At 73.6% G+C, this 26220-nt stretch carries 24 protein-coding genes and 1 tRNA gene; 4 read left to right on the forward strand and 21 right to left on the reverse strand.

All coding sequences use genetic code 11. The annotated features are described in order from the left end of the window. Nucleotides 1–4 precede the first annotated feature (4 nt). The 7 genes from C7Y72_RS01600 to C7Y72_RS01630 form a co-directional block, all read right to left on the reverse strand. Nucleotides 5–2362 carry an ATP-binding cassette domain-containing protein gene (locus C7Y72_RS01600; protein ID WP_107566875.1) on the reverse strand — a complete coding sequence of 786 codons (2358 nt, stop codon included), beginning with the start codon at nucleotides 2360–2362 and terminating at the stop codon, nucleotides 5–7. 4 nt (nucleotides 2363–2366) lie between these two features. Continuing rightward, the gene (locus C7Y72_RS01605; RefSeq protein ID WP_107566876.1) at nucleotides 2367–2771 is read right to left on the reverse strand and encodes a VOC family protein; all 405 of its coding nucleotides are present in this window, start codon (nucleotides 2769–2771) and stop codon (nucleotides 2367–2369) included. A gap of 10 nt (nucleotides 2772–2781) precedes the next feature. After that, the gene (locus C7Y72_RS01610) at nucleotides 2782–3240 is read right to left on the reverse strand and encodes a helix-turn-helix transcriptional regulator (protein WP_107566877.1); all 459 of its coding nucleotides are present in this window, start codon (nucleotides 3238–3240) and stop codon (nucleotides 2782–2784) included. 31 nt (nucleotides 3241–3271) lie between these two features. Further along, a complete protein-coding gene (locus C7Y72_RS01615; RefSeq protein WP_107566878.1) occupies nucleotides 3272–3973 on the reverse strand; it encodes an SDR family NAD(P)-dependent oxidoreductase in 702 nt (233 codons plus the stop codon). 31 nt (nucleotides 3974–4004) lie between these two features. After that, a complete protein-coding gene (locus tag C7Y72_RS01620) occupies nucleotides 4005–4409 on the reverse strand; it encodes an STAS domain-containing protein (RefSeq protein ID WP_233243858.1) in 405 nt (134 codons plus the stop codon). Between the two features lie 194 nt (nucleotides 4410–4603). Beyond that, on the reverse strand, nucleotides 4604–5170 hold the full coding sequence (locus C7Y72_RS01625; protein WP_107566880.1) for a fasciclin domain-containing protein: 567 nt from the start codon (nucleotides 5168–5170) through the stop codon (nucleotides 4604–4606). Between the two features lie 96 nt (nucleotides 5171–5266). Continuing rightward, nucleotides 5267–6103, reverse strand: coding sequence for an undecaprenyl-diphosphate phosphatase (locus C7Y72_RS01630; RefSeq protein WP_107566881.1), 837 nt, complete (start codon nucleotides 6101–6103; stop codon nucleotides 5267–5269). 90 nt (nucleotides 6104–6193) lie between these two features. On the opposite strand from C7Y72_RS01630, the gene C7Y72_RS01635 reads away from it, so the two are divergent. Then, a complete protein-coding gene (locus C7Y72_RS01635; RefSeq protein WP_107566882.1) occupies nucleotides 6194–7303 on the forward strand; it encodes an alkene reductase in 1110 nt (369 codons plus the stop codon). A gap of 93 nt (nucleotides 7304–7396) precedes the next feature. On the opposite strand, the gene C7Y72_RS01640 is transcribed toward C7Y72_RS01635, so the two are convergent. The 11 genes from C7Y72_RS01640 to C7Y72_RS01690 all read right to left on the reverse strand — a co-directional run bounded on the left by C7Y72_RS01640 (nucleotide 7397) and on the right by C7Y72_RS01690 (nucleotide 20530). Beyond that, the gene (locus tag C7Y72_RS01640; protein WP_107566883.1) at nucleotides 7397–8071 is read right to left on the reverse strand and encodes a hypothetical protein; all 675 of its coding nucleotides are present in this window, start codon (nucleotides 8069–8071) and stop codon (nucleotides 7397–7399) included. 4 nt (nucleotides 8072–8075) lie between these two features. Next, on the reverse strand, nucleotides 8076–8864 hold the full coding sequence (locus C7Y72_RS01645) for a nitroreductase family protein (RefSeq protein WP_199223825.1): 789 nt from the start codon (nucleotides 8862–8864) through the stop codon (nucleotides 8076–8078). Continuing rightward, nucleotides 8861–10999 (reverse strand): hydantoinase B/oxoprolinase family protein, encoded by a 2139-nt coding sequence (locus tag C7Y72_RS01650; protein WP_107566884.1) that lies wholly within the window; start codon nucleotides 10997–10999, stop codon nucleotides 8861–8863. The genes C7Y72_RS01645 and C7Y72_RS01650 overlap by 4 nt, the downstream gene beginning before the upstream one ends. Further along, a complete protein-coding gene (locus tag C7Y72_RS01655; protein ID WP_107566885.1) occupies nucleotides 10996–13122 on the reverse strand; it encodes a hydantoinase/oxoprolinase family protein in 2127 nt (708 codons plus the stop codon). The genes C7Y72_RS01650 and C7Y72_RS01655 overlap by 4 nt, the downstream gene beginning before the upstream one ends. After that, nucleotides 13122–13472, reverse strand: a complete 351-nt coding sequence (locus tag C7Y72_RS01660) for an acetone carboxylase subunit gamma (protein ID WP_107566886.1) — start codon at nucleotides 13470–13472, stop codon at nucleotides 13122–13124. The genes C7Y72_RS01655 and C7Y72_RS01660 overlap by 1 nt, the downstream gene beginning before the upstream one ends. Next, nucleotides 13469–15268, reverse strand: coding sequence for a hydantoinase/oxoprolinase family protein (locus C7Y72_RS01665; RefSeq protein WP_158276570.1), 1800 nt, complete (start codon nucleotides 15266–15268; stop codon nucleotides 13469–13471). The genes C7Y72_RS01660 and C7Y72_RS01665 overlap by 4 nt, the downstream gene beginning before the upstream one ends. 138 nt (nucleotides 15269–15406) lie before the next feature. Then, on the reverse strand, nucleotides 15407–16639 hold the full coding sequence (locus C7Y72_RS01670; RefSeq protein ID WP_107566888.1) for a PucR family transcriptional regulator: 1233 nt from the start codon (nucleotides 16637–16639) through the stop codon (nucleotides 15407–15409). 64 nt (nucleotides 16640–16703) lie between these two features. Next, nucleotides 16704–18266: a class I adenylate-forming enzyme family protein gene (locus C7Y72_RS01675; RefSeq protein WP_107566889.1), complete on the reverse strand. Its 1563-nt coding sequence runs from the start codon at nucleotides 18264–18266 to the stop codon at nucleotides 16704–16706. A 141-nt stretch (nucleotides 18267–18407) separates the two neighbouring features. Then, a tRNA-Ser gene (locus C7Y72_RS01680) sits at nucleotides 18408–18496 on the reverse strand. A gap of 63 nt (nucleotides 18497–18559) precedes the next feature. Further along, nucleotides 18560–20218, reverse strand: a complete 1659-nt coding sequence (locus tag C7Y72_RS01685) for an MFS transporter (RefSeq protein ID WP_107566890.1) — start codon at nucleotides 20216–20218, stop codon at nucleotides 18560–18562. Nucleotides 20219–20290: 72 nt separating this feature from the next. Continuing rightward, nucleotides 20291–20530: a hypothetical protein gene (locus C7Y72_RS01690; protein ID WP_107566891.1), complete on the reverse strand. Its 240-nt coding sequence runs from the start codon at nucleotides 20528–20530 to the stop codon at nucleotides 20291–20293. A gap of 121 nt (nucleotides 20531–20651) precedes the next feature. Between C7Y72_RS01690 and C7Y72_RS01695 the strand changes: the two genes are divergently transcribed. Continuing rightward, nucleotides 20652–21737 (forward strand): SDR family oxidoreductase, encoded by a 1086-nt coding sequence (locus tag C7Y72_RS01695; RefSeq protein WP_158276571.1) that lies wholly within the window; start codon nucleotides 20652–20654, stop codon nucleotides 21735–21737. Between the two features lie 37 nt (nucleotides 21738–21774). On the opposite strand, the gene C7Y72_RS01700 is transcribed toward C7Y72_RS01695, so the two are convergent. Then, on the reverse strand, nucleotides 21775–22824 hold the full coding sequence (locus C7Y72_RS01700) for an SDR family NAD(P)-dependent oxidoreductase (RefSeq protein WP_107566893.1): 1050 nt from the start codon (nucleotides 22822–22824) through the stop codon (nucleotides 21775–21777). A 67-nt stretch (nucleotides 22825–22891) separates the two neighbouring features. On the opposite strand from C7Y72_RS01700, the gene C7Y72_RS01705 reads away from it, so the two are divergent. Further along, the gene (locus tag C7Y72_RS01705) at nucleotides 22892–23746 is read left to right on the forward strand and encodes an alpha/beta fold hydrolase (protein ID WP_107566894.1); all 855 of its coding nucleotides are present in this window, start codon (nucleotides 22892–22894) and stop codon (nucleotides 23744–23746) included. Here C7Y72_RS01705 and C7Y72_RS01710 read toward each other — a convergent pair. Then, the gene (locus C7Y72_RS01710) at nucleotides 23713–24261 is read right to left on the reverse strand and encodes a C40 family peptidase (protein ID WP_107566895.1); all 549 of its coding nucleotides are present in this window, start codon (nucleotides 24259–24261) and stop codon (nucleotides 23713–23715) included. The two genes, C7Y72_RS01705 and C7Y72_RS01710, sit on opposite strands and share 34 nt — an antisense overlap. 30 nt (nucleotides 24262–24291) lie before the next feature. After that, a complete protein-coding gene (gene tadA, locus C7Y72_RS01715) occupies nucleotides 24292–24726 on the reverse strand; it encodes a tRNA adenosine(34) deaminase TadA (RefSeq protein ID WP_199223826.1) in 435 nt (144 codons plus the stop codon). A gap of 127 nt (nucleotides 24727–24853) precedes the next feature. Here tadA and C7Y72_RS01720 point away from each other — a divergent pair, with 127 nt between their 5' ends. Next, nucleotides 24854–26212, forward strand: a complete 1359-nt coding sequence (locus C7Y72_RS01720) for a S8 family serine peptidase (protein ID WP_107566897.1) — start codon at nucleotides 24854–24856, stop codon at nucleotides 26210–26212. The last annotated feature ends 8 nt before the right edge of the window (nucleotides 26213–26220 follow it).

The following is a 26220-nucleotide window of genomic DNA, read 5'->3' on the forward strand; positions in this document are numbered from 1 at the left end:
CGGCTCAGGCGTCGAGGTACGCCGCGAGGTGCTCGCCGGTGAGCGTCGAGCGGTCGGCGACCAGGGCCGCGGGCGTCCCCTCGAACACGACCCGGCCGCCGTCGTGGCCGGCGCCCGGCCCGAGGTCGATGATCCAGTCGGCGTGGGCCATCACCGCCTGGTGGTGCTCGATGACGATCACCGACCGGCCGTCGTCGACGAGCCGGTCGAGCAGCCCGAGCAGCTGCGCCACGTCGGCCAGGTGCAGGCCGGTCGTCGGCTCGTCGAGCACGTAGACGCCACCGTCCTGCCCGAGCTGCACCGCGAGCTTCAGGCGCTGCCGCTCACCGCCGGAGAGCGTCGTGAGCGGCTGGCCGATCGTCAGGTAGCCGAGCCCGACGTCGACGAGGCGGACGAGCACCTTGTGCGCGGCCGGGATCCGCGCCTCGCCCTCGGCGAAGAATCGCTCCGCCTGCGCGACCGACATGGCGAGCACCTCGGCGATGTCGTGACCCCCGAGGCGGTGCTCGAGGACCGATGCCTGGAACCGGCGGCCCTCGCAGTCCTCGCAGGTCGTCGCGGCCCCGGCCATCATCGCCAGGTCCGTGTAGATCACCCCGGCGCCGTTGCAGGCCGGGCAGGCGCCCTCGGAGTTCGCGCTGAACAGGCCCGGCTTGACGCCGTTGGCCTTCGCGAACGCCTTGCGGATCGGGTCGAGCAGCCCGGTGTAGGTGGCGGGGTTGCTGCGGCGCGACCCCTTGATCGCGCCCTGGTCGACGACCACCACCCCGTCCTGCGGGGCGACCGAGCCGTGGATCAGCGAGCTCTTCCCCGAGCCCGCCACGCCGGTGACCGCGACGAGCACGCCGAGCGGCACGTCGACGTCGACCGCGCGGAGGTTGTGGGTGTCGGCGCCGCGGACCGCGAGCACGCCGGTCGGCGTGCGGACCTCGTCCTTGAGCGTGGCGCGGTCGTCGAGGTGCCGGCCGGTCGGGGTGTCGGCGGCGCGCAGGCCCGCGACGTCGCCCGCGTACACGACGCGGCCGCCGTCGGTCCCGGCTCCCGGCCCGAGGTCGACGACATGATCGGCGATCGCGATCGTCTGCGGCTTGTGCTCGACGACGAGGACCGTGTTGCCCTTGTCGCGCAGCGCGAGCAGCAGGTCGTTCATCCGCCGCACGTCGTGCGGGTGCAGGCCGATCGTCGGCTCGTCGAAGACGTAGGTGACGTCGGTCAGCGAGGACCCGAGGTGCCGGATCATCTTCGTGCGCTGCGCCTCGCCGCCGGACAGCGTGCCGGACGGCCGGTCCAGCGACAGGTAGCCCAGGCCGATCTCCACGAACGCGTCGCACGTGTGCGCGAGCGCGTCGAGCAGCGGCCGGACCGTCGGCTCGTCGAGCCCGCGCACCCAGGCCGCGAGGTCGGTGATCTGCATGCGGCAGGCGTCGGCGATGCTGACCCCGTCGATCCGCGAGCTGCGCGCCCCCTCGGCCAGGCGGGTGCCGTCGCACTCCGGGCAGATCGTGAAGGTGATCGCGCGCTCCACGAACGCGCGGATGTGGGGCTGGAGGCTGTCGACGTCCTTGGAGAGCCAGGACTTCTGCATCTGGGGGATGAGCCCCAGGTAGGTGAGGTTGACGCCGTCGACCTTGATCTTCGTGGCCTCCTTGTGGAGGAGGTCGTCGAGCTCGCGGGTCGTGAAGCGGCCGACGGGCTTGTCCGGGTCGAACCATCCGCAGCCCCGGTAGATCCGTCCGTACCAGCCCTCCATCGAGTAGCCGGGGATGAGGATCGCGCCCTCGTTGATCGACTTCTCGGGGTCGTAGAGCGCGCCGTGGTCGACGTCGCTGACCTGCCCCATGCCCTCGCAGCGCGGGCACATGCCGCCGGTGCGCGAGTACTCGGCCTTCTCGGTGCGGGTGCGGCCGCCGCGCTGCACGGTGATGCCGCCCTTGGCGGTGACGCTCGGGACGTTGAACGCGTAGGCGCCGGGCGGGCCGATGTGCGGGTCGCCGAGACGGCTGAACAGGATCCGCAGCATCGCGTTCGCGTCGGTGACGGTCCCGACGGTGGAGCGGGCGTTGCCGCCGAGGCGCTCCTGGTCGACGATGATCGCCGTGGTCAGCCCGTCGAGGAGGTCGACGTCGGGTCGGGCCAGGGACGGCATGAACCCCTGCACGAACGCGCTGTAGGTCTCGTTGATGAGCCGCTGGGACTCCGCGGCGAGGGTCGAGAACACGAGCGAGCTCTTCCCGGACCCGGAGACGCCGGTGAAGACCGTCAGGCGACGCTTGGGCAGCTCGACGTCGACGTCGCGCAGCGTGTTCTCGCGCGCGCCGCGGACGCGGATGACGTCGTGGCGGTCGGCGGCGTGCACGGACATGCGCTCAGGCCTGGTTGAGCCGCACGAGCGTGCCGGCGGGGTCGCGCAGCGCGCAGTCGCGGACCCCGTAGGGCTGGTCGACGGGCTCCTGGACGATCTCGGCGTCGGTGGCCTGGAGCCGCGCGAACGTCGCGTCGAGGTCGGCGGTGGCGAGCGTGAGGCTCGCGTACGTGCCCTTGGCCATCATCTCGCGCACGGCGGTCCGCTCGGCGTCGGTGATCCCCGGGGTCGCGTCGGGCGGGTACAGGACGATCGAGGTGCCGCCCTCGGCGGGCCCGAGCGTGATCCAGCGCATCGTCCCGGAGCCGACGTCGTTGCGGACCGCGAAGCCGATCGCGTCACGCCAGAACGCGAGCGAGGCCTCCGGGTCGGTGTGGGGCAGCATCACGTGGTGCACGGTGAGGTCCATGGGCGCCACGCTAGCCCGCCCGGCCACGATCGGCTTCTCGATTCCTGACCGGTCGGGTGACCTGCTTGGCGACGCACGCCGGCACCCCGGGCAGTCCGGGTCCGGCGCCGGCCCGGTACGCGCTGGGGGTCACGCCGACGAGCTCGGTGAAGCGGCTGCTGAAGGTGCCCAGCGACGAGCAGCCGACCGCGAAGCAGACCTCGGTGACCGTGCGGTCGCCGCGGCGCAGCAGCGCCATCGCGCGCTCGATGCGGCGGGTCATCAGGTACTGGTAGGGCGACTCCCCGTAGGCGGCGCGGAAGCGTCGGCTGAAGTGCCCGGGGGACATCGCGGCGTCGCGGGCGAGCGCCGCGACGTCGAGCGGCCGGTCGTACTCGCGGTCGATGCGGTCGCGGACCCGTCGCAGCCGCACGAGGTCGTCGAGGCGCTGCTGGTCGGCGGACGGGGTGGTGGGCGTTCGCGGGGCCACGCCCCGCGAGTCTACGTCGCGCGTCGCGGGTTCAGGCGGCGGCGAGCTCCCGCGCGCGGAGGTCCCAGCGCAGCTCCTTGGCCCCGGACTCGTAGGCGTCGACCACCGTGACGGCGACCTCGGCGGCGGAGAGGCCCTCGGGCAGCTTGGGCGGCGTGCCCGCGAGCGCGTGGTCGGCGAACCGCGTGTCGAGATGCGGCAGCCGCGCGTCGAGGACCGAGATGTGGTCGCGGCGCAGCTCACGGCGCACCGCGGTCAGGTACGCGCTGAGCGCGGCCTTCGACGCGGAGTAGGCGGCCAGGCCGGCGGTCGGGTACTCGGCGACGACCGCGGTGACGGCGCCGAGCCGGCCGGGCCCGTCGATGTGGGCGGCGGCCGCGCGCAGCACGGCGATGGCCGACGTGGCGTTGACGGCCATGAGCTGCTCGGCGATCTCGTCGTCGAGCTCGCGCGCGTCGCCGAACGCGGCGACCCCGTGGGCGATCATGCAGCCGTCGAGCCCGCCGAGGGCGGCGGCGAGCGCGTCGACGGCCGGTCGGCACGACCCGACCCGGGTCGCCTCGAAGCACGCGACGGGGGCGCCACCGAGCTCGTCGGCGAGCTCCTCGAGGCGGCCGCGGTCGCGGCCGAGCAGCGCGAGCTCTGCCCCGCGTGCCGACAGCTCGCGCGCGAGCTGCGTGCCCAGGGCGCCCGTGGCGCCGGTGATGAGGATCCGCTGCTCGTCCAGTCCCATACCGCAGGTACGGCCGACCGGGCGCGTCGGACTACGACGCGCCGCGATAGGGCCCGGCGGGCGCGCGGTCCAGGAGCGCGTGCGCGGCGTCGAGGTCCTGCTGCACGTGCAGCGTGTCGACGAGGCCGCTGAGCTCGAGCACGCGCAGGACGGCGCCGGGCGTCGCGACGGCGACGCAGTGGTTGCCGGCGGCGATCGCGCGGCGCGCGCTGTTGAGCAGCACGGCGAGCCCGGTCGAGTCGACGAAGCGGGTGCCGCGCAGGTCGAGGATCACGTGCCGCTCGGAGCGGCTGAGCGTCCGGAAGGTGGCCGCGTGGGTGGGGGTGGTGGCCAGGTCGAAGTCGCCGCTGACCGTGAGGACGACGCGGTCGGCCCGCTCCTCGACGGTGACGGTCGAGGCGGGGACACCGGCGGCGTCGGACGGGGAGCTGGGCATCTCGCTCACGGGGTGGGGAGGTCGCGGGGAGCCCGTGTGGGTGGATGCGCGGTGCGCGGCCGGGTCCCCGCCGGTCCTCCGAGTCTAGGCGCTCGGTGGCGGGAACGGGCGCGGGCCCCAGGACGGGGCCCGCGCCGGCACGACGAGGTGCCCGGCCGCCCCCGGGGGCTGGGGCGGCCGGGCGGTGCCGAGGATCAGCTCTGCGGGACGAGCACGCCGCCGATGACGTGCACGACGCCGTTGGAGGCCTCGACGTCGGGCATCTCGACCGGGATGTCGTTGATGGTCACGGCGCCGTCGGCGACCTTGACGGTCAGCTTCCCGCCCTGGACGGTCGTGAGCTCGTCACCGTCCTTGAGGTCGGCGGCGGTGAGCTTGCCGGGCACGACGTGGTACGTCAGCACGTCGGCGAGCTGCGCCTTCATGTCCGGCTCCAGCAGCGGCGCGACGACGTCGTTGGCCGCCTCGAACGCGGCGTTGGACGGCGCGAAGACCGTGAACGGACCCTCACCCTGCAGCGTCTCGACGAGGTCCGCCGCGGTCACGGCCTGCACGAGGGTGGACAGGTCGGGCGTGGCCTGGGCGAGCGCGACGATGTCCTGTGCACCGGCCTCGGGGGCGGTGGTCGCGGTGTCGGCGGGCGCGGCGGTCGTGGTGCCGGTGGACGCGCTCTCGTCCTCGTCGTCGCCGCACGCGGCGAGTCCGCCGATCGACAGGACGCCGACGATGACGCCGGCGGTGATGCGGGTGGGGAACTTCATGGAACGGCCTCCAGGGTCGGGGTGGTCTCCCCTGGTGCTCCGAGCGCACCACGACGCACGGTTGAGCGTCGTCGCGCCAGCTCCCGTCGGGGTCGCTCAGGTCGCGGCGAGCGCGCCGGTCCCGAGCAGCACGACGAGCACCGATCCGAGGACCAGCCGGTACACGATGAACACGGTGTACGTGTGGCCGGCGACGAACCGCAGCAGCCAGGCGACCGCCGCGTACCCGACGACGAAGCTCACGACCGTGGCGGTGATCGTCGGTCCCCAGCCGACGCCGCTGGCGATCTCGTCGTACTTCGTGACGGTCTGCAGCGCGCCCGCGCCGGTGAGCGCGGGGATCGAGAGGAAGAACGCGAGCTTCGTCGCCGTGACGCGGTCCAGGCCGCGCAGCAGCCCGGCGGACATCGTCGCGCCGGAGCGTGACACGCCCGGGATCAGCGCGAGGCACTGCGTGAGGCCGATGATGATCGTGTCGGTGCGGGTGACGTCGCGCTCGCCGCGCTCCTGCGTGGCGGTCCGGTCGGCGAGGAGCATCACGAAGCTCCACAAGATCAGGGCGCCCGCGACGAACCAGAGGTTGCGCAGCGTCGTCTCGATCGTGTCCTTGAACGCGAGGCCGACGATCCCCAGGGGCAGCGAGCCGAGCAGGATCGCCCAGGCGAACCGGTAGTCGGGCTCGCCGCGCCGGTCCTGCCGGGTGAGCCCGGCGAAGAACGCGCCGAGGATCCGGCGGATGTCGTGGCGCAGGAAGATCAGCGTGGCGAGGACCGCGCCGACCTGGATGATCGCGGTGAACGCGGTGATGTCCGGGTCGTCGATCTCGTAGCCCAGGAGCTTCTCGATCACCGTCAGGTGCCCGGTGCTGGAGATCGGCAGGAACTCGGTGAGGCCCTCGACCGCCCCGAGCAGGATGGCCTCGAGGATGTTCACGGCGTGGGTGTCCCGGTGCGCACCCCGGGATGTCTACCCCATCGCGACGGGCCGCGACCCGGTCGGGCCACCCCTAGAGTGCACAGTCCGATGCCCCACCCTGCCCTGACCGACCCGTTCACCGCCGGCGCGCTGGAGCTGGCGCACCGCGTCGTGATGGCGCCGCTGACGCGCATGCGCGCGACCGGTGCCGGCAGCACCGCGCCGAAGCCGCTGAACGCGGAGTACTACGGGCAGCGGTCCTCTCCCGGCGGGCTGCTGATCTCGGAGGCGACCCAGGTCGCGCCCGACGGGCAGGGCTACCCGGACACGCCGGGCATCCACGAGCTCGAGCACGTCGCCGGGTGGCGCGGCGTGACGGACGCGGTCCACGAGCACGGTGGGCTGATCGTCGCGCAGCTGTGGCACGTCGGCCGGATCTCGCACTCGAGCTTCCAGCCGGGCGGTGGCCCGCCCGTCGCGCCGTCGGCGGTCACCCCCGCCGGCCGGGCGCTGGACGCGTCCTTCCAGCCCGTGCCGTTCGAGACGCCGCGCGCCCTCGCGCTCGACGAGCTGCCCGGGGTCGTGGAGCGCTTCCGGGCGGGAGCCCGCAACGCGCAGGAGGCCGGCTTCGACGGCGTCGAGATCCACGGCGCCAACGGCTACCTGCTGCAGCAGTTCCTCGAGCCGCACACCAACCTCCGCGACGACGCCTACGGCGGCTCGATCGCCAACCGCGCCCGGCTGCTGCTCGAGGTCGTCGACGCCGCGTGCGCGGTGCTCGGCAGTGAGCGCGTCGGCGTGCGCCTGAGTCCGTACGGGAGCGCCAACGACTCGTATGCGGGGACGGACGGGACGCTCGAGCTGTACGCGCACGTGCTCGCCGAGCTCGCCGCGCGCGACATCGCCTACCTGCACCTGATCGAGCCGCGAGGTCACGCCGACCGCCCCTCCCCGAGCGGGATCTCGTCGGTCGCGGCGCTGCTGCGCCCGCAGTGGCCCGGCACGCTGATCGCGGCCGGCGGCTTCACGCCGACCTCGGCCGCGGAGATCGTCGCGGCCGGCGACGCGGACGCGGTCGCGTTCGGCCGGGCGTTCATCGCCAACCCCGACCTGCCCGAGCGGATCGCCCGCGGCGCCGCGCTCAACGACCACGACCGCTCCACCTTCTACGGCGGCGACCACCGCGGCTACACGGACTACCCGACGCTCACGGGATAGACCGGCCCCTCGGAGGGCCGCGGCGCGGAACGCACCGCGCACCCGGTCAGGACCAGGGGTCCGGACCAGTCTGCACCGAGCCGGTCGCCGGGGTCAGCGCGCGGGCGCGAGCCGCTCGAGCTCCAGGTTCCCCGGGACCGGTCCGTCGGAGAGGACGAGATGCGGCGCGGCCCGCGCCGCCGCGAGCTCGGATGCCCCGATCGTCGACCACGACGCGGCCGGGAGGAGCTCCACCATCCCTGGTCGGACGAGTGCGACCCGGGCGTGGTCGAGCGCACGCACGACGGGGCCGTCCGCCCGCTGGTCCTCCCCGCGCAGGACCACCGTGTCGATCCCGACCGCCGCGCACGCGAGCAGGAGGTCCACGAGCTGATCGGCGCAGAGATCGGCGAGCTCGTCGTCGGCGGGGGCCCCGAGCCCGTCCGCCAGCGCGGCCGGACCGCGGACGGCGAGCGCCAGGCGTGGCCGCCCGCCGAACAGCTGCCTGAGCGTCCCGACGAGCGTCACGAGCGCCGCGCCCTGCGGCTGCTCGCACAGCGGGCTGTCGGCGTCGTAGATCGCGTCGAACGGATCGGCGGCCCCGCCGACCACGGTCGCGAGCGCACCGGTCTCGAAGCCGCCGTCCCACCCGAGGACGAGCATGTCCGGGCGGGCCAGGGCGACGGCCTCACGCAGTGCGTACGCCCACCGCTCCGGCTCGACGAGCGCGACCGCCGGGTCCTCACCGGTCAGCCGCGCAGCGAGCGCGTCGAGGGACAGCGCCAGCATGGCCTCAGCCGGTGGCGGTGCCCGTGTAGCGGACGACGTCGGCGACCGGCCGGCGCGCCACCGGTCCGAACTTTCCCTCCGGCCAGCCGACCGGGACGACGCAGTAGATCTTCGTCCCGCGCTTGAGCCCGAGGGCCCGTCGCCAGTCCGGCTCGTAGATCGTGTGCCAGGTCGTCAGACACGCCGCGAGGCCGTGCGCCCGCGCCGCGAGGAGCGTGTTCTCGACCGCCGGGTAGATCGACGCGGCCTCGCCGGTCGAGAAGAACCGCACGAGGTTGGGGAGCATCTTCAGCGTCCCGACCGGCCCGACCGCCGCGCAGCCCGCGAGCGTGTGCCGCAGCCCCTTCACCATCTTCGTGATCACCGTGCCGGTGAAGTCGTAGGTGAAGACGATCAGCGCCGGGGTGTCGTCGAAGTGCGCCGCCTGGTGGCGCAGCGCGTCGTGGACCTTCGTCCACTTCTCGGCCGTCGTGAACTCGGGGACGAGCGGCTCCTGCGCGCGCGAGTAGAACCGCTGCTGGCGCCGCCAGATCCTGCCGCACTTCGCCATCGTCTCCCGGTCGTCGACGATCACGAACCCGTAGGTCTGCGTGTTGCCGGCGCTCGGTGCCCAGGTGGCGGCCTCCACGAGCCGCTCGAGCAGCTCGCGGGGAACGGGATCGGGCTTCAGCTTGCGCATCGCGCGCATGGTCGACATGACCTCCATGATCGGCGCGTCCTCCCCGAGGACGACGCCGTGCTTGGCCGCGGCTGCGACGGCGGCCGGGTGCGGTTCAGCGGTCACGGCGCTCACCACGACCACCCCCCGAGGTAGTCGATCCCCACGGGCGGCTCGTCGCGCCGCCACTGCGCGACGAACTCGTCGTACGGGAGGGACCGGGCCCGCCGCGCGTCGCGCTCGGCCGTCCGCGCGGCCGTCGTCGCGTCCTCGTCGACGAGCAGCGTCTCCTCGTCGTAGACGACCTTGTAGAGCTCCCGCGCGCGCCAGTGGCTGATACGCGTCTCGCGGAGGTCGCGCATGACGTCCTGGGGGTCGCGCTCGAGCACGTCACCGTAGCCGCCGCCACCACCGACCTGGAGGATCCACATGTCCCCCGGCTTGTTCAGGTCGGCGGACTGCGTGCAGCGCTTGCTCTCCACCGTGCCGGGCAGGCCGCCGTCGCGGTGCAGTTCGTGCGCGGTGTAGGGGACGTCCGCAGCGTTGTCGCGCAAGGCCGCGACGACCGCTTCCGACGACGAGCCCTTGAACACGGTCAGCGGGTTGGCGCCCGACCCGTACCCGCCGAACAGTCCCGGCGTGGTGGGGAACTTGGAGCCGGTGCCCATGCAACCGTAGAAGAACTCGGGGACTCCCCAGACCATGTACATGCACTCGACGGACGAGCCACCGCGGTGGCGGCCCGGCCCGTGGTTGTCGACGGTCAGCCGCCGGCCGAGCGTGAGGACCGGCAGCTCGGTCTCGCGGTCCTCGATCTCCCCGTAGTCGGCCATCGAGGCGAAGAACGGGGCGCAGGCGTGCTCGCCGTCGCGGTCCGCGTGTGCGCCGCCGCCCATCGAGTTGATGTCGATCATGAGGTTCGCCACCGGCGCGCCCCACTGGTTCAGGCCGCCGTAGTAGAGCGACTGCGTCATCCCGTACCACGGGGCGATGATCTCGATGTCGCCCGGCCGGTTGTAGGCCATCTTCGACATGCACTGGTGCATCGCGGTCTGCCACGCGCAGGCGCCGATCATCCCGAGCCCATTGGGGACCTCGTTGCCGGCCGTGGAGATCGAGTCCTCCTCGAACTCGAAGTCCAGCGCGGCGACGTATCCCGCGTTGCGGGGCAGGTCGGCCCAGAAGAACATCTGCAGGCTGTTCATGAACAGCGCGCGGGCGAACGTCGGGGCGGTGTTGATCGCGCGGTCGGGGATCATCGGCGCGGTCCCGACGGACCGGCAGATGATCCGGTCGTGGCGCTTCTCGACCTCCAGGCCGAACTTGAGGAGCCGGTCCTCCAGCAGCGTCGTGTCGACGAAGTGCGTCGCGCGGTAGATGCCGTCGGGCAGCTCGCTGAAGCGGCGGCGGACCTCGGCCTCCGTGTTCTCCAGCGCGCCGCGCAGGACGGCGACGACCAGGTCGCGCCCCTTCTCCCGGACGAGCTCCAGGACCTGCTGCTCGATGCGCATGCAGGCGCTGAGCTTCGCCCGCATGTCGATCAGCTGCATGAGCGGATCGCGGACGTTGTTCTGCAACAGGTTCACGACGTCCCGGCGGAACGTGTAGTTCTCCGCGATCTTGATCGGGCTGATCTTCAGGCCCTCGTCGTAGACGCTCAGCGGCGAGGCGGAGAGGCCGCCCGGCTCGGTCGCGCCGTTCTCGCCCTCGTGGATCGTGGCGCCCGCCCAGCCGATGATGACCCCGTCCACGAAGATCGGGATCCAGAGGGTCTGGTCGGCGTTGTGGACCCCGCCGTAGCGGGCATCGTTGTGGTAGTAGACGTCGCCCGGACGGACCCCCACGGTGGGCTCGTCGGCCCACTGCTTGACGATGTGCTTGAGCGGTGCCGAGGCGCACGCGGAGAAGACGACCACGCCGGAGGACGACGCCAGCGCCAGGTCTCCCGCCGCGCTGTAGAGCCCGGTCGTGAGGTCCCCCCACTTGGCGCCGGGAGCGGCGCCGGTCTGCTCGAGCATCTCCTTTGCGGACTCGAGGATGATCTCGAGCCGGTTCTGCGAGATCGTCGCGTCGACGGGATCGACGCCGCTCGCGAGCGCCTCGTCCTCGAGCGCGGTCCGGGGTGCAAGCGCGTTGCCGTCCATGATGGAGGCGTCCGGTCCGTACATGACCGGCCGCGCGTGCAGCAGGTCGGTGAAGAAGGCGTCGGCGTCGATCGGCGCCGCGACCTCGGGGGCGTCCGGCGTCAGGGTCTGGGGCGGGGGGTTCATGCGGACTCCTCCTTGTCGAGCACGAGGAACCCGTGCTGGTTCATGGTCGCCGTCCACCGGGGCTCCACCACGACCGTGGTGTCGCGTCCCTCCAGGACGGCGGGTCCCTGCACGGCGTCGCCGTCGCCGAGCAGGTCGTAGTCGTAGATCGGGCTGTCGGTGAAGCCCAGGCCGCGCCACCACACCTGACGCGAGCCCTTCAGGGCGGCCTCGACGCCGCCGGTGGACGGCGGGACGTCCTGCGGTTCCCAGTGCGCTCGCGGGACCGAGGCCCGCAACCGCAGGGTCTCGATCGAGACGCCGACCTCGCTGGTCAGCGCGAAGTCGCCGAAGCGGTCGGCGTACTCCTTGAAGTAGGCCTGGAGGACCGCGGCGAGGTCGGCCTTGTCACGGATGCGCAGGACCGGCGACTTGATCGTCGTCACGTACAGCTGTCCGCCCGACCGCAGGTCGAGCTCCAGCTGGTAGACGATCTCGGTCGCGTCGTGCCCCTCGTCGGCGAAGTCGGCCTCGGCCTGCCGGGCGAAGTCGTCGAGCACCGCGTCGATCGCGGGGAAGTCCTCGAAGACCGTCCCGAACAGCGGGTTGTAGAGCGTGAAGTGCTCGGACTGCTCGTAGATGTGCAGGAGGTCCAGGCCGGCCGCGCCGGAGGCGCTGAACACTGGGGAGTGCGGCGGCACGACCACCCGGGGGATCTGCAGGACGTCCGCGTAGCCGCACGCGTGGAGCGGGCCGCCACCGCCGAAGCTGAAGATCGTGAACGACCGCGGGTCGTACCCCTTCAGGACGACCTCCTTGAAGATCGCGTCACCCATGTTGTTGTCGACGACCTGCCGGATCGCCGCAGCCGCCGTGACGACGTCGACGCCCATCGGCCGGGCGACGCGACGCTCGATCGCCCGCTCGGCCCGCCTGACGTCCAGCGCCAGCTCGCCGCCGTGGTAGTGGTCGGGGTTGAGGTACCCGAGCACCACGTTGGCGTCGGTCGTCGTCGGCTCCGTGCCGCCCTGGGCGTAGCACGCGGGCCCGGGAGTGGACCCGGCGCTCCGCGGCCCGACCTGCACCCCCTTGTACGGGTCGTGCGAGGCGATCGAGCCGCCGCCGGCGCCGACGGTCTTGAGGTCCATCATCGGCATCTGCACGAGCCACCGGTCGATCACCGGGTTGAACTCGTAGAACCGCACCGACCCCTTCACGACGACGCCGATGTCGAACGACGTGCCGCCCATGTCGGTGGTCACGACCTTGTCGTAGCCGAACGCGTCGGCCATGTGACGGGAGCCGTAGAGCCCGGCGACCGGCCCGGCGTGGATCGTCTTCAGCGGCGTGGTGCGGGCCAGCCCACCCATGCCGCCGGAGTTGTGGACCAGCAGCAGCGAGCCCGCGTATCCGTGACCGCGGAGCTCGTCGCGCAGCTCGCTCATCTTGTCGCCGGTGAAGCGGTGCAGGTACGCGTCGAGGATCGAGGTGCTCGTCCGGACGTACTCGCCCGAGCGCTTGCTCACCTCGTGACTGAGGATGACCGGGAAGCGGCCCAGGTACGCGCCCGGGAACTCCTCCTCGATCACCCGGCGGACGAGCAGCTCGTGCTCGGGGTTCTTGAACGCCCACAGGAACGACACGACGAAGCCCCGCACGCCGCGGTCGACGAGGTCGAGCACGCGGTCCCGCACCTCGTCCTCGTCCAGCGGCATCACGACGTTGCCGGCGGAGTCCACGCGCTCCCGCAGCCCGACGATCATGTCGCGCGGGATCAGCGGCTCGGGACGCTGCGCCTTCGCGAGGTTGCGGTTCTCCTGGATGGAGAGGCCCTCGCCGTAGCCGCGACAGCGGGAGACGGGCACGACGTCCTCGAACCCCATGGTCGTGATGAGGCCGAGCCGCGGACCGGTGCGCTCGATCAGCGCGTTGGTGCCGAGCGTCGTCGCGTAGCGGATCGCGCTGGTGCGGCCGAGGAGATCCTCGGCGCTGGTGTCGAACGCCTGCGCGAGATCGCCGACCGCGGTCATGAACCCCTGGCTGAGGTCGTGGTGGGTGGTGAGCGCCTTCGCGGACGCGACGGTCCCGTTCTCGGTGGCGAAGCAGTCCGTGAACGTGCCGCCGATGTCGACGTTGATCTCCATCAGGCCACGCTCCCCTCACGCTCGCGCCGGGCCTTCAGCCAGTCGAGGTCGATCTCGATGTCCCGGTGCAGCGGATGCCCGGGCGGCAGGTACTCGGCCTCGACCTGCGTGCCGCAACCGGGGCAGCAGTACTCGACGATCCGGCACCAGGCCGGGTCCGGCGCGTAGCTGTACTCCGCGTCGATCTTCGCCTCGTAGACCTCGCGCGGGTCGCGGTCGTGCAGCAGCAGCCCGCGCTTGTAGTCGCCCCGGGCGTCGCCGAGGTCCTGCCCGCAGACACGGCAGTGCCAGCGCTCCGCGTCCAGGTCGATCTCCAGGTACTCCGTGATCCGCTCTCGCGTGGTGCTCATCGGTCGTTCCTCGTCAGTCGTCCGTTGCCGTACTCGTCCACGGAGAACGCCCAGCCGGGCGGCACCGCGATGGTCGTGTCGCTCGCCTCGATCACCGCGGGTCCGTCGACGCGCGCGCCCGGGGCGAGCGCCGCCAGGTCGTGGATCGCGGTGGGCTCCGGGGCGCTGCGCCAGCGGACGTCCCGGGTGGCACGAGCGGTCGTGCTCGCGCCGTTCGTCGGCTGCGCGACGAACGCGTGGTGGGCGAGCCGGGCGACGGCCCGCACCTGCGTGCGGTCGACGCCGTGCCGCGTCACCGCGGTCGTCGCGATCTCGACGTCCTCGGCGCTGAACCCCTCGCCGCGCATGTCGCGCGACGCGCGGGCGCGGAGCTGCTCCTCCACCCCGTCCCCCGGGGCCGCCGCGTACGTGTGGGTGACGTCGGCGCTCTGCGCCCCGAACGCGGAGAAGACCGCGCTGAAGGGGAGCGTGATCACCTCGCGGACGCCCAGCCGCTCGGCGACTCCGGCCGCGTGCGTGGGGCCGGCGCCGCCGTAGGCGAGCAGCGTCGCGTCCGCGGGGGTGAGGCCCAGCTGCGCGAGCTCCTGCGCGATCCGCGCGCCCATGTTCTCGTGCAGTCGCGCGCGCACCTGCTCCGCGGCGGCACCCGGGTCGTCGGCGTCCAGGGTCTGCAACGCCGCGCGCGCCCGCTCGCCGTCGAGCGGCATGGTTCCCCCGAGGAAGCTGGACGGCTCGATGATCCCGAGGACGACGTCGGCGTCGGTCACCGTCGGTGCGGTCCCGCCGAGGGCGAACGCCGCGGGCCCTGGCCGGGCGCCGGCGCTCTGCGGCCCGACCTCGATCGTCCCGTCCTCGAGGCGGTGCGCGATCGATCCGCCGCCCGCGCCGAGCACGTGCAGGTCGGGCATCGAGAACGACAGCTCGACGCCCTCGACGGTGCCGTGCTCCCGCATCGCGACCCTGCCGTCGCGGACGACGCCGACGTCCAGCGAGGTGCCGCCGACGTCGAACGTGACCAGCGCCGGCACGTCGTAGAGCCGGGCGATGATCTCCGCACCCATCAGGCCCGCGGTCGGACCGGAGTTGTACGTCTTCCCCGCGATCGTCTTGGCGACGCGGGCGCAGCCGCCGTCGTTGTGGACCACCAGCAGTGGCCGGCGGTACCCGTGGTCACGCAGCCAGTCCTCGCAGCGGTGGAGGTACCTCGCCACCTCGGGGTGCACGTAGGCGTTGAACAGCGCCGTGGACGTGCGACGCGTGTCGTCGGGATCGTCGTCCACCTCGTGGGAGAGCAGCAGCGGCACGGCGTCGAGGCAGTGCTTGGGATAGTGGCGCTCGAAGCCCTCGCGAACCGCGCGCTCGGCGGCGGCGTCCCCGGCGGGGAGCGAGCAGACCAGCGCGCGGGCGCTGCCCGCGAGCAGGTCCTTCGTCGTGGCGACCAGGGCGTCGTCGGCGCCGACGGCGCCCACCATCCCGGTTTCCACGAACCGTCCCGCCGCGGCCTGGGCGGTCCCTTCGGCGCCGGGCGCGACCAGCAGGCCGATGCGCGGCCCGGTCCGCTGGATGACGGCGTTCGTGCCGACGGTCGTGGCGTAGCGCACGCACGCGGTCTCGCGCAGCAGCGCGGGGACGGGCAGGTCCAGGCTCGCGGCGGCGCGCTCGACGACGTCCTGGAAGCAGACGGCGAGATCGTGTGGCGTGGTCAGCACCTTCACCGTGAGCGCCTGTCCGTCGCGGACGACGTAGGCGTCGGTGAACGTGCCACCCGTGTCGATGTCGATCGTGGTCGACGGCACTGGCGGTCCTCTCCTCGGTGGGGCTCGCGCGGCCGCTCCTCGTCGACCGCACGACCAACCTAGGCCGAGGCCGCGGGGGTCGCTCAGGAGGCTCGGCGGAACGATCGGGCACGCGTTGTGGGACCTGCACAACGGCGCTCAGTCGCCCAGGGAGCCGAGCAGCCGCAGCGCGGTCTCGAGCTCGTACCGGCGGTCCGTGACCGAGCGACCCAGCAGCGCCTCGGCCTGTCGCACGCGGTACGTGACGGTGTTCTGGTGGATGCCGAGCCGCTTCGCGGTGACGCCCGTGCGCAGCTGCTCCTCGAGGTGCACCTGCACGGTCGCGCGGATCCGCGTGGTGGCGTCGTCGGCCGCGGCGAGCGCGCCGAGCTCACGCGCGACGAAGCGGCGGGCGCGGTCGGTGTCGGCGAGCAGCAGCGAGGACACGACCACCCTGCCGTAGCGGACGACCTGGCCGCGCCGGCCGGACCGCTCCGCCATCTCGCGTGCCCGGAGCGCCTCGGTGTGGGTGTCGACGAAGCCGCGGATGCCGTCCTCGACCTCGCCGGTCGCGGCGTGCAGGCCGCGCAGCGCGTCGCTGTCGCGGGCCGCGTGGTCCAGGAGGTCGGGATCCGGCTCGTCCTCGAAGCCGATCCACGCCCAGAGCGTCGTGCGGCCGTCGGGGACGAGCAGCGGCCGCGGTGCGCCCATCGAGGCGGCGAGCCGACGGGCACCCTGCTCCAGGCGGTGGATGACGTCCTCGGCCTCGTGCTCCGGATGGGTCCACAGCACGAGACCGAGGTGGCGCCGACGCAGGTCGTAGGACAGTCGCTGGGTGGCGACGTCCAGGTCGATCCCCTCCCCCGACAGGAGCCGCACCACCGTCTCGTGGCGCAGCGCGGCCGCGGAGCGCGCCCACCGCTCGCGTTGGACGGCGTACTCCTCGGTGACCTCCTCGGCGATCGCGTCGACGTAGTCGAAGACGAACTGCATCGAGTGGTCGACCGCCTGCATCAGCTCGTCCGGGTCGTCGATCCGCGTGACGAACTCGCGCCGCCACAGCCGCCAGAAGTACATCGTCCCCAAGCGGTATGCGCGCAGCAGCGTCTGCAGCGGCTGGCCGCGCTTGACCATGATCTCCGCGTAGTCGATCGCGCCCGCCGGAGCGGAGGCCTCGAAGACCGGGCTGCCGTCGGCGAGCATCCGGAAGATCTGCTCGAAGTTGTCGTAGGCGCTGGACTGCAGGCCGGCGGCAAGCTCGGGGTCGGAGGCGAGCTCGGGCTGGTGCGCGTTGATGTAGACGACGCACTCGTCGACGAGGTCCCGCAGGCGCGGGAGCATCTCGGCGGCCGTCTGCCGCCGCACGTCGTCCCAGGCCGAGGGATCGGTCACTGGGTCGTGGTAGGGCATGGCGTGGTCAACGTACCGCTGGTCCGCTGGCCGCGCGACCCGTCGCTCAGCCCGCCGCCCCGGCCGCCGAGCGGTACTCGTCGCGCAGCGCGCGCTTGAGGACCTTCCCGGCGGGCGAGCGCGGCAGCTCGCGGAACAGCACGTGCTTGGGCGCCTTGACCGAGCCGAGCCGCGCCTTGCAGCGTGCCCGCACCGCGTCGACGTCGAGGACGTCGAAGCCCGGCTTCATCTGCACGACCGCGGTCACCGCCTCGCCCCACACCTCGTCGGGCAGCCCGATGACGGCGACGTCCGCGACGCCCTCCATCGCGTGGATCGTCTGCTCGATCTCTGACGGCCAGACATTGAAGCCGCCCGTGATGATCATGTCCCGCTTGCGGTCGACGAGGTAGACGAACCCGGCCTCGTCCACGCGCCCGACGTCGCTCGTGCCGTGCCAGCCGCCCGGCCGATGGTTCGCGGCGCTCTGCTCGGGGTCCTCGAAGTAGCCCGGGGTCACGAGCGAGCCGCGCACCACGATCTCGCCGACCTCGCCCGGCGGCAGCAGCGTCCCCTCGTCGTCCATGATCGCCACCTCGGCGACCAGCGACGGCCGTCCGGCGCTCGCCAGCCGCTCCGGGTGCGCGGCGACGGCGTCGGCGTGGTCCTGCGGGGACATCACGGTGAGGATCATCGGCGCCTCCGCCTGCCCGAAGGTCTGCGTCATGACCGGCCCGAAGACCTCGATCGCCTCGCGGAGCTTGCTGACGCTCATGGGCGCCGCTGCGTAGATGAAGTGTCGCAGCGACGAGTAGTCGTGGTCGCGCACTCCCGGATGGGCCAGCAGCGCGTAGATCGCCGTCGGCGGGAGGAACAGCCGGGTGACCCGGTGCCGTGCGATCGACTCCAGCAGCCGTTGCGGGTCGACCCCGTCGTGCACGACGACCGTCCCTGCGCGGGCGAACACGGGAAAGCAGATCGGACCGGCGGCATGGGTCATCGGCGCCGCCATCGCCATCACCGGCGGCCGCTCGGGCTCCGGCATGTGGGCGGCGAACGCGAGGTTCATGAGCTCGACCATGCCGTGCGTGAGCTGCACGGCCTTCGAGCGGCCGGTCGTCCCGCCCGTCGGGAAGAGGACGGCCGGGTGGTCGCGGTCGTGGGGCGGGCGCGGCACCCGCGCCCCCTCGGCCGCCATCCACTCCGCGAGCACCGGGTCGCCGTCACGCCCTCCCGTGTCCAGGCAGACGGCCGTGTGGACCTGCGGCAGCTCCGCGCGGATCTCGTCGGTCAGCGCGACGAGCGACGGGTGGTAGAAGAGCAGCTCGCACCCGGTCAGCCCCAGCAACGCGACGAGGTCCTTGGCGACCGCCCGGGTGTTGAGCGGGACCCACGACGCGTCGGCGCGCAGCGCGCCGAGGATGCAGACGAAGGCCATCGGCGCGTTGGGGGAGAGCACGCCGACCCGGTGGCCTTTGCCGACGCCGGCCGCGAGGAGCGAGGCCGCGATCCGGTGGGACGCCTCCTCGACCTGCCGGTAGGTCATCCGCCCGGCGCCGTCGGCCATGACGAAGCAGTCGCCGTCGGGTGCCTCGCGCACGCCGCGGTCGAAGGTGTCGATCAGGTGCACGGACGCGAGCGTAGGAGCCCGCCTGCCGCACACGCTCCGTCGCGTCTCCCAATCCGGCGGTGACCGGTCGTGCGGGTTCCACAACGGCAGAGTCCGCGGGCCGCCAAAGCGCCTGTCTCCTGGGAGATCGCGGGACCACAGCGGAGAGGGAGGGATTCGAACCCTCGGTACGCCTTACGACGCACAACGGTTTTCGAGACCGCCCCGTTCAACCACTCCGGCACCTCTCCATGGGTCCGCTTCGCGGGGACGAAGGAGGGTACCGAGCCGGTCGCGCGGAGGTCGGCCGGTCCCTAGTCGTGGGCGCTGGGGCGCGCGCGCTCGCGCAGGGCGCCGCGGCGGGCGAGGTGCGCGCGCGGCAGGTGCAGGCGCCCGTGGTGGCCGAGCAGGTGCCGCACGACCGGTCGGTCGGGCCCCTCGTGCAGGGACCAGACGCGCTCGAGCTGCTCGAGGTCCGCGCGGACGCGGCGCTCCCCCTGGCGCTCGTGCTCGGCCCACGAGGAGACGACGAAGGTCTCGACGTGGCACATCGCGTCGTCGAGGTCGCTGGCGACCGACCAGTGGATCGCCCCGTCGCGGCGCCGCAGGCGGGCCACGCGACGCATCTCGGTGAGGAACTCGTGCGCGCGGTCCTCCGCGACGCGGTACTCGATCGTCACGAGCACCGGCCCGTCGTCCGGCGCGATGCTCGCGCCCTGGTGTGCGCCGGGCCACGGGGCGGGATCGAGGTCCAGGCCCTCGACGGACCCCAGGCGCAGCCCGGCGGCGAGCGCGCCGGACAGCAGCACGCAGACCAGGACGGCCGCGGCGACCAGCGCGGTCGGCGTGCCCTGCGCGGTCGCCAGCTGCCCCCACACGACCGCACCCCCCGCGAGCCCCGCCTGGAAGACGAGCTGCGAGACCGCGAGCCCGCGGCCCCGCACCCACGCCGGGAGCACCTGCTGGGCGGCGGCCTGCAGCGAGCTGAGCACGATCATCGACCCGGCGCCGCCGAGCACCAGACCCGGCAGCGCGACCGGCAGCGACGGGGCGAGCGCCACCGTCCCCAGGGCGCCCGCCGCGAACAGCACGGTCGCCCCCGCGACGATCGCGTCGATCGGCACCGCGCGCGCCCGCAGCCGCGGCACCACGAGCAGGGCGCCGAGCACGCCGCCGACGCCGAACGCGCCGAACGCGAGGCCGTAGCCGCTCGCGCCCGCGCCCAGGTCGTCGCGGACGGCGACCGCCAGCAGCGCGGGGAACGCCGCGAAGCAGAAGACGTGCAGCAGCTGACGGGCCAGCACGAGCTGCAGCGGGGGCGCGTGCCGCACGTACCGCGCCCCGGCGCGCACCGCGCCCCAGACGTGCTCGGGCGGCAGGTGGCTCTCCGGCGTCTCACGCCGCCACGCGACCACCACCGCGACGACGGCGAGGAACGACACCGCGTTGGCGGCGAACGCCCAGCCCGCACCCGCCGTCGCGACCAGCACGCCGCCGATCGCCGGACCGAGCGCCTGCGCGACCGTGAACGCGACGGCGTTCAGCGCGATCGCCTGCGGCAGGTCCTCGCGCGGCACGAGCTCCGGCACGATCGCCGACTGCGGCGGCATCCCCAGCGTCGACCCGAGGCCGTACAGGGCGGTGCCCGCGAGCAGCAGTCCCGGGGTCATGACGTCGGTGAGCGCGAGCACCGCCATCGTGCCGGACACCGCGATCTGCCACGTCTGGGTGGCGATGATGAGCCGGCGACGGTCCACCACGTCGGCGAGCGCGCCCGCCGGGAGCGCGAGCAGGAACACGGGGAGCGCCGCCGCGGTCGCCAGCAGCGCGACCAGCGCCGGGGAGCCGGTCAGCTCGGTCATCAGCCATCCGGCCGCGACCTGCTGCATCCAGAACCCGAGGTTCGAGACGACGTTGGCGCCCCACAGCCGGCGGAACACCGGGTGGCGCAGCGGTGCGAGCGAGGTCCCCACGCACCGGGAAGCTACTCCCGCGCGCGCGGGGCCGCGACCGGGACGGCGACGCCCCGGGCGCGGCGGGTCGGGCTACAGGTAGCCGGGCGTCTCGTCGCCCGGGAAGGCGGCGGCGAGCGCCGAGTCCAGCTCGGCGGGGCTCATCGCGACGTCCGGACGGACCGGGGTCGCCGGTCGGGGCGCGAACGGGGCCGGGACGACCGCGGTCGGGCGGACCTCGTGCGGGCGGCCGCGCAGGCGACTGGCGGTCACGGCGCCACCGACGGCGCAGGCGCCTCCGAAGAGCAGGGTGCGGGTGGGGACGACGGACATGCGTGTCACTCCAGTGTGCTCGGGGGTGGGGCACCGACCATCCCACCCTCACCCGCGGGCACAAGCGATCCCCGGCACGGACCCGCCGTCCGGGGGGCGGCGGTCTGCGAGGATCGCGGCCATGAGCGACAGCGCGTCCTGCTTCGTCACCGGCGGCACCGGGTTCCTCGGCCGCTTCGTCATCGCCGAGCTGCTGCGCCGCGGCGCGACCGTGCACGCCCTCGTGCGGCCGCAGTCCGCCGGACGGCTCCAGGCGATCGCCGACGACCTGCAGGCGGGCGAGCGCCTGATCGCGGTCCCGGGCGACATCGCCCGCGACGGCCTGACGCTCGAGCCGTTCGACGCGCCGATCGACCACCTCGTGCACCTCGCGGCGATCTACGACATGGACGCCTCCGCGGAGGCGATGGCCGAGGCCAACGTCGAGGGCACGCGGCGCGTCCTCGCGTTCGCCGCCGCGCACGACGCGGGCCGCTTCCACATGATCTCCTCGGTCGCCTCGGCCGGCACGTACGCGGGCTCCTACCCGGAGGCGGACTGCCGCCTGGGCCAGTCGTTCACGCATCCGTACCACCAGTCGAAGTACGACTCCGAGGTGCTCGTCCGCGAGACGGCCGCGATGCCGTTCCGGATCTACCGGCCGGGCGCGGTCGTCGGGACCACGACGACCGGGGAGACCGACAAGCTCGACGGCGTCTACGCGCTGTTCCCGCTCGCGGCCGCGCTGCGGGGCGTGCCGTCGCTCGCGGTCGTCCCGGTCCCGAAGATGGGCCGGCTGCCCACCGTCCCCGTCGACCGGTGCGCGGAGGCGATCGCGCACATCGCGCTGACCGACGACCCCGCCCACGGCGACACGTTCGGCCTGACCGCCAGCGAGGACGAGCGCGTGCACGACATCCTCGCCGCGCTGTGCGCCCACGTCCGCGGGCCGCGGATCGTCGCGGCCCTGCCCGAGAGCACCGGGTCGGTCGCGTTCCTCGCCGGCCAGCTCGCCGGGCGCCTGCCCGTCGTCGGCGGCGTGCGCGACCGGACGCTCACGGCGATCGGCGTCTCCCCCGGACTGATCGACGCCGCGCCGTTCCGCTGCCACTTCGAGACCTCTCGCACGCGCGCCGCGCTCGCCGGCAGCGGGATCGATCTGCCGCCGATCGCCGACTACCTGCCCGCCCTGTGGGACGGCTGGAAGCGGATGAGGCGCGCCGGCTAGGGGATCACGCGGTCGCGGCGCCCCCCCCCCGGCCCGCCTACCAGTGCGTGCCGCGCGTCAGGTTCGCGAACGCGACACCGGTCGTGTTCGCGTTGCCGTCGGCGTCGGTGCCCGGCGCCGCCGCCGCGTCCTCGGCGGACCGCTCCGCCGCCACCGCCCGCGCCGCGCGGGTGTCCGGGAACATCTTGAAGCCGCGGTTGCGCACCAGGTCCATCGTGTCCGGCGACAGCGTGTCGATGAACGCCGCCGCGCTGCCGAACGGCGGACCGAGCCGCCGCGGACGGTGCACGATCGCCCGCGTCACCAGCCCGCCCGCCTGCTCGGGCGTCAGCGCCGGGAACCGCTCGTACATCTTCGTCGGCGCGATCATCGGCGTGCGCACCAGCGGCATGTGGATCGTCGTGAAGCGGACGTTCTCGTCGCGCGTCTCCGCCTGCAGCGCGTCGCAGAGCGTGTCCAGCGCCGCCTTCGACGCGATGTACGCGCCGAACCGCGGCGTGCGCGTCTGCACCCCCGCCGAGGAGATGTTCACCACGTGACCGCCGCGCTGCTCGCGCATCCCCGGCAGCACCCGCAGGATCAGCCGCACGGCCGCGAAGTAGTTCAGCTGCATCGTGCGCTCGTAGTCGTGGAAGCGGTCGTAGGAGAGCGCCACCGAGCGGCGGATCGACCGGCCCGCGTTGTTGACGAGCACGTCGACCGTGCCGTGGTCGGCGAGCACCGACTCCATCAGCGCGTCGATCGCGTCGAAGTCCGAGAGGTCGCAGGACCGCGGGTCCGCGGTCCCGCCCGCCGCCTCGATCTCCGTGGCGAGCGCCTGGAGCTTGTCGAGCGAGCGCGCGACGATCACGACCTTGCCGCCCGCCGCGCCGAGCTGCCGCGCCGTCTCCTCGCCGATGCCCGAGGAGGCGCCCGTCACGAGGATCGTCCGGTCGCGCACCGCGTCCTGCACGGAGCCCGCGCCACGCAGCAGGTCCATCGGCCGCAGCACGAGCGGACGGTTGGAGAGGTCGTTGACGAGCCCGACGGGCTTCGCGGCGAGCGCCGCGAGCTCCCTCAGGCCCGGGATGGGGGGAAGGCCGGCCATGGTCGCGCAGCCTACGCGAAGAACGCCGACGTTCACAGTGGTTCCTACACAGCAGTAGCATTCCCGCATGCCCGAGATCACCCCCGCGCTCTACCGCGCCGGCAGCGGCGAGCCCGTCGTCCTGCTGCACGGCTTCACCGGTACCTGGAAGCACTGGCGCCCCGTGCTGGGCGAGCTCGTCGCCCGCTACGAGGTCATCGCCCCGACGCTCGCCGGGCACCACGGCGGCCCCGCCTTCGAGGCCGACGAGCTGACGCTCGAGGCCGCCGCCGACCACCTCTGCGGCCACCTCGACGACATCGGCGTCGGCACCGCCCACCTCGTCGGCAACAGCATGGGCGGCGCCCTCGCGATCGAGCTCGCCAAGCGCGGCCGCGCGCGCAGCGTCGTCGCGCTCGCCCCCGGCGGCGGCTGGGAGCCCGGCCACGCCGAGTCGCAGCGCCTCGCCCGGTTCTTCGCGCGCACGATCAAGCTCTCGCAGGCGGCGGCCCCCCGCGCCCCGCAGGTCATGCGCCGCCCCGGCAGCCGCCGGCTCGCGCTGCGCGACGTCATGCGCCACGGCGAGCTCGTGCAGCCCGCCGACGCCGTCGAGCTCCTGCGCGACTCGCTCGGCTGCACCGTCAGCGACCGCGTCATCACCGCCCTGCAGGCCGGCACCCCGGTGCTCAAGGAGCTCGGGCAGGTCAGCGCCCCCGTCCTCCTGGCCTGGCCGCAGCACGACCGCATCCTGCCGCTGCCGCTGCACTCGCCGCGGCTGCGCCGCGAGATCCCCGGCAACGAGTTCCGCGTCCTGCCCGGCTGCGGTCACGTGCCGATGTGGGACGACTCCCGGCTCGTCGTCGACACGATCGTCGAGTGGGTCGACCGGCACACGCCGGCCGCCGGCGATCAGCCCGAGACCCTGGCCGCCAGCACCGCGTAGCGCAGGCCGCGGGTCTTCAGCCGCACGGTGTGGGAGATGTTCCCCTCCACCGTGCGGACCACCCCGCCGCGGGGCGCGCCGCGCACGAGCGCGATGTGCGACGCCTTCAGGCCCGGGCGGAAGGCGAAGAACAGCAGGTCGCCGGTGCGGACGCTCCCGATCGGGATGCGGCGCAGCCCCCGGCGGCCGGCGACCGCGTCCTCGTAGGAGCGGTCCGGGTCGATCAGGCGGGCCGACAGCCGCAGGCCCGCGCGCTTGAACGCCTGGTGCACGAACGCGCCGCACCACGGCCGGCACGGCGGCACGCGCAGGCCCATGTCGCGCTGCCAGCGCGTGATCCGCGACGAGCAGTTCGACGTGCCCGTCTCGCGGTGCCCGTTCTGCGTCACCGCCCAGGCGACCGCCTCGGCACGCACCGACGCGAGGTCCTGCGCCCCGACCGGCGCGGCGCCCGGCAGGGCGAGAGCCGCGGCCACGAGGGCCAGGGCGAGGGGCAGCGCACGCAACCGCGACATGGGCCGCACGCTACTGGAGGGGTGCGGCCGTCAGCGCCGGCGGGCGCGGAAGAACGCGCGCAGCAGCTCCGCGCACTCGTCCGCCAGCACGCCGCCGACGACCTCGGGCCGGTGGTTGAGCGCCGGCTGGTCGAGCACGTCGAGGACCGAGCCCGCCGCGCCCGCCTTCGGATCGGTGCAGCCGTAGACCACGCGCGGGATCCGGCTCAGGACGATCGCGCCCGCGCACATCGCGCACGGCTCGAGCGTCACGTAGAGCGTCGCGTCGAGCACCCGCCACGAGCCGAGCGCCGCCGCCGCGCGCCGCAGCGCCAGGACCTCGGCGTGCGCGGTCGGGTCCTCGTGCAGTTCGCGCTCGTTGTGGGCGGCCGCCAGGAGCGTGCCGTCGTGCGCCAGGACGACCGCGCCGATCGGCACGTCGTCGTGCTCGAGGGCCCGGCGGGCCTCGTCGATCGCCAGGCGCATGCCGGGCGCAGGGTCGGGTGCAGGGGCGACGGGGTCCACGGGATGCGTCATCATCGCTCAGGCCGCACAACTCCGGCAGGCGCGCGCTGTTGGGAGAGGTGCCGTCTCCCTGCCGGTCCAGCGCCCGATGCCCTTCCCGCCCCGCCCCTCCGTCCCTCGCGCCCGCCGCCTCGCGGTCGCCGCCGCGACCCTCGGGGCGGTCGCGCTGACCGGCCCCGTCGCCGGCGCGCACGCGGTCGAGACCGTGCCCGGGGAGATCGTCGTCAAGGAGCACCCGACCGGGATGCTCGCGCGCGCGGCGACCCGGGCGCAGACCGCGCACCGGGTGATCCGCGTCACCGACGTCGACCGGGCGCTGCGCGCCGTGCGCCGACGGTCCTCGGTCGTCTACGCGGTCCCCAACGTGAAGGCCCGCGCCGCGGCGCTCGTGCCCAACGACCCGGGCCGCGGCACCACCGCCGGCGGCTGGCAGCGCGTGCAGTGGAACTTCGTCGGTCCCTTCTCCGTCAACGCCCCCGAGGCGTGGGCGAACCTCGCCGCCGTGAAGCGCAGCGGCGGGCGCGGCGTCACCGTCGCCGTGCTCGACACCGGGGTCGCGTACCGCGCGAAGGGCACGTACCTGAAGTCCCCCGACCTGCGCACCGACCAGTTCGTGCGCGGCTACGACTTCGTCGACCGCGACCCCTACCCGTACGACCGCAACGGGCACGGCACCCACGTCGCGTCGACGATCGCCGAGGCGACGAACAACGGGATCGGCCTCACCGGCCTGGCGTACGGGGCGCGGATCATGCCGATCCGCGTGCTCGACGACCAGGGCGAGGGCGACGCCAGCGACATCGCCGACGGGATCCGCTTCGCGGCCCGCCGCGGCGCGCAGGTCATCAACCTCAGCCTCGAGTTCTCCAGCGACGTGCGGGCCGCGCAGATCCCCGAGATGCTCGACGCGATCCGCTACGCGCACAGCAAGGGCGCGGTCGTCGTCGGGGCCTCCGGCAACGAGGGCCACCGCGCGATCGCGTACCCCGCGCGCGCGTCGAACGTGATCTCGGTCGGGGCGACCACCGAGCACGGCTGCCTGTCGGACTTCTCGAACGTCGGCGCGGGCCTGGACCTCGTGGCGCCCGGTGGCGGCGCGGACGCGCAGCTGCTGGACGACCCCAACTGCAAGGACGACGCCAAGCCCGGCCGCGACATCTTCCAGGTGACGCTGCAGGGCCGTCAGCGGCGCAGCTTCGGCCTGCCCAGCGACTACGAGGGCACGTCGATGGCGACCCCGCACGTGTCGGCGACCGCGGCGCTCGTGATCGCCTCAGGCGTGCTGGGCCCGTCCCCGAGCCCGGCGCGGATCGAGCGGCACCTGAAGGCGACGGCGACCGACCTCGGGGCGCCCGGGGTCGACGAGCGCTACGGCCACGGGCTGCTGAACGCGGCGAAGGCGACGCAGCCGGTGCTGCCGCAGCCCGCGGCGACGCCGGGCACGTAGCGGCGGTC

Origin of the sequence: Paraconexibacter algicola (assembly GCF_003044185.1) — a bacterium.
Taxonomy (GTDB): domain Bacteria; phylum Actinomycetota; class Thermoleophilia; order Solirubrobacterales; family Solirubrobacteraceae; genus Paraconexibacter; species Paraconexibacter algicola.

Coding starts and splice junctions, on each gene's coding strand:
- C7Y72_RS01660 (WP_107566886.1), bottom strand. CDS start 13,472: ATGAGCACCACGCGAGAGCGGATCACGGAGTACCTGGAGATCGACCTG.
- C7Y72_RS01705 (WP_107566894.1), top strand. CDS start 22,892: ATGCCCGAGATCACCCCCGCGCTCTACCGCGCCGGCAGCGGCGAGCCC.
- C7Y72_RS01625 (WP_107566880.1), bottom strand. CDS start 5,170: ATGAAGTTCCCCACCCGCATCACCGCCGGCGTCATCGTCGGCGTCCTG.
- C7Y72_RS01655 (WP_107566885.1), bottom strand. CDS start 13,122: ATGGAGATCAACGTCGACATCGGCGGCACGTTCACGGACTGCTTCGCC.
- C7Y72_RS01620 (WP_233243858.1), bottom strand. CDS start 4,409: ATGCCCAGCTCCCCGTCCGACGCCGCCGGTGTCCCCGCCTCGACCGTC.
- C7Y72_RS01600 (WP_107566875.1), bottom strand. CDS start 2,362: ATGTCCGTGCACGCCGCCGACCGCCACGACGTCATCCGCGTCCGCGGC.
- C7Y72_RS01710 (WP_107566895.1), bottom strand. CDS start 24,261: ATGTCGCGGTTGCGTGCGCTGCCCCTCGCCCTGGCCCTCGTGGCCGCG.
- C7Y72_RS01650 (WP_107566884.1), bottom strand. CDS start 10,999: ATGAACCCCCCGCCCCAGACCCTGACGCCGGACGCCCCCGAGGTCGCG.
- C7Y72_RS01695 (WP_158276571.1), top strand. CDS start 20,652: ATGAGCGACAGCGCGTCCTGCTTCGTCACCGGCGGCACCGGGTTCCTC.
- C7Y72_RS01615 (WP_107566878.1), bottom strand. CDS start 3,973: ATGGGACTGGACGAGCAGCGGATCCTCATCACCGGCGCCACGGGCGCC.
- C7Y72_RS01635 (WP_107566882.1), top strand. CDS start 6,194: ATGCCCCACCCTGCCCTGACCGACCCGTTCACCGCCGGCGCGCTGGAG.
- C7Y72_RS01605 (WP_107566876.1), bottom strand. CDS start 2,771: ATGGACCTCACCGTGCACCACGTGATGCTGCCCCACACCGACCCGGAG.
- C7Y72_RS01640 (WP_107566883.1), bottom strand. CDS start 8,071: ATGCTGGCGCTGTCCCTCGACGCGCTCGCTGCGCGGCTGACCGGTGAG.
- tadA (WP_199223826.1), bottom strand. CDS start 24,726: ATGCGCCTGGCGATCGACGAGGCCCGCCGGGCCCTCGAGCACGACGAC.
- C7Y72_RS01690 (WP_107566891.1), bottom strand. CDS start 20,530: ATGTCCGTCGTCCCCACCCGCACCCTGCTCTTCGGAGGCGCCTGCGCC.
- C7Y72_RS01700 (WP_107566893.1), bottom strand. CDS start 22,824: ATGGCCGGCCTTCCCCCCATCCCGGGCCTGAGGGAGCTCGCGGCGCTC.
- C7Y72_RS01720 (WP_107566897.1), top strand. CDS start 24,854: ATGCCCTTCCCGCCCCGCCCCTCCGTCCCTCGCGCCCGCCGCCTCGCG.